3 protein-coding genes are annotated in these 1,199 nt (G+C 56.5%); all 3 read left to right on the plus strand.

Going from position 1 to position 1,199, the window contains the following annotated elements:
- Positions 1 to 72 precede the first annotated feature (72 nt).
- From ACCAA_RS04230 to ACCAA_RS04240, 3 genes are read left to right on the plus strand one after another with little or no spacing between them, the layout of a single operon-like run.
- On the plus strand, positions 73 to 255 hold the full coding sequence (locus ACCAA_RS04230; protein WP_281193159.1) for a transposase: 183 nt from the start codon (positions 73 to 75) through the stop codon (positions 253 to 255).
- 36 nt (positions 256 to 291) lie between these two features.
- A complete protein-coding gene (locus tag ACCAA_RS04235; RefSeq protein WP_186406002.1) occupies positions 292 to 492 on the plus strand; it encodes a hypothetical protein in 201 nt (66 codons plus the stop codon).
- The gene (locus ACCAA_RS04240; protein ID WP_186406003.1) at positions 489 to 752 is read left to right on the plus strand and encodes a ParE family toxin-like protein; all 264 of its coding nucleotides are present in this window, start codon (positions 489 to 491) and stop codon (positions 750 to 752) included. Before ACCAA_RS04235 ends, ACCAA_RS04240 begins: the two co-directional genes overlap by 4 nt.
- Positions 753 to 1,199 lie beyond the last annotated feature (447 nt).

The raw sequence follows: 1,199 nt of genomic DNA on the forward strand, positions 1-1,199 counted from the left end.
GCTACCGGCTGCCGCCTGATTGAGGGGCGGTGCCGGCGAGCGGGGGGCTAAACGATTACACAAGGACTCACGCTGATCTTCCTGCCTCCCTACAGCCCGGAACTGAACCGCATCGAGCTGCTATGGCACAAAATGAAGCATGAGTGGATGGCCTTCAAAGCCCGGACCACCAAAATACTTGAGGCAGATGTCGGTAAAATCCTGGACGGCTTTGGCTTTGGCTCTGGCTCCGATTGTCGGATGACTTTTTGCTGACCGCTTATCGTATTACTAAAATTTTGGAGATGAACCATGGTTACTGCGGAATCAGTTGAACAGGTTGTAGAACAGTTATCCCCAGAAGAACTTGCCAAGTTCCGTCGCTGGTTTGCTCAATTCGACGCCGATGCTTGGGACGCGCAGATTGAAGCGGATGCAGTCGCTGGAAAGCTGGACGCTCTTGCCGAGGAAGGTCTTGCTGAATACCGTAATGGTCAGGCACGCGAGATTTGAAGCATTTTAGTTCGCGCCGCTTCTGGCAATGTTTTGATACCTTACCCGTAGACATTCAGGAGCTTGCACGCCGTAACTATGCTTCGCTCAAGAAAAATCAAGCACATCCATCGCTTCAACTCAAACCTGTCTGTTCAGGGCGTTTCAGGAGTGTTCGCGTCGGACTGCATTATCGCGCACTTGGCGTAGCCGTTCCTGACGGTGTTCAGTGGTTCTGGATTGGAAGCCACGCTGATTATGACCAGATTATTGGCTCCTGAGAAACATAAAACTTGAGTCCTTGTTCACTGCCGGCAGAATGGCAAACGCGACCACCATACCCAGCAGCGAATCGCCACCGATGGCGGCGGCGGCCCGTCCGTGACGCAGTCGTCGGCCGATGGCTGGATGCCCATGCGGTAGAATCCCGTTCTTCGCGTTAGCCACGAGCGGCCGCCGGCAGTAAAGCGCTGCGGTCCAGCAAAACAACTCCCCAACCAGGCCTTGATCATCATTCCGGCCACCCCCGCTACGCCGCCATCGGCATCAGATAGGGCTGCTTGGGCGGTCGGGGTCGTCGGCGCGCCGGTCGTGGGGGCAGCGGCATGCACTGGAGCACCTGCGCGAACAGTGTTTCGTGGGCGCGGCCAAAGGAGCGTTGGGCGCAGCAGTTCTCATTTCAAACCCACGCAAGGCGGGTGTTGGCGTAGGTTGGCGCACGAGGATTG

This window comes from Candidatus Accumulibacter aalborgensis (assembly GCF_900089955.1).
Taxonomy (GTDB): Bacteria; Pseudomonadota; Gammaproteobacteria; order Burkholderiales; family Rhodocyclaceae; genus Accumulibacter; species Accumulibacter aalborgensis.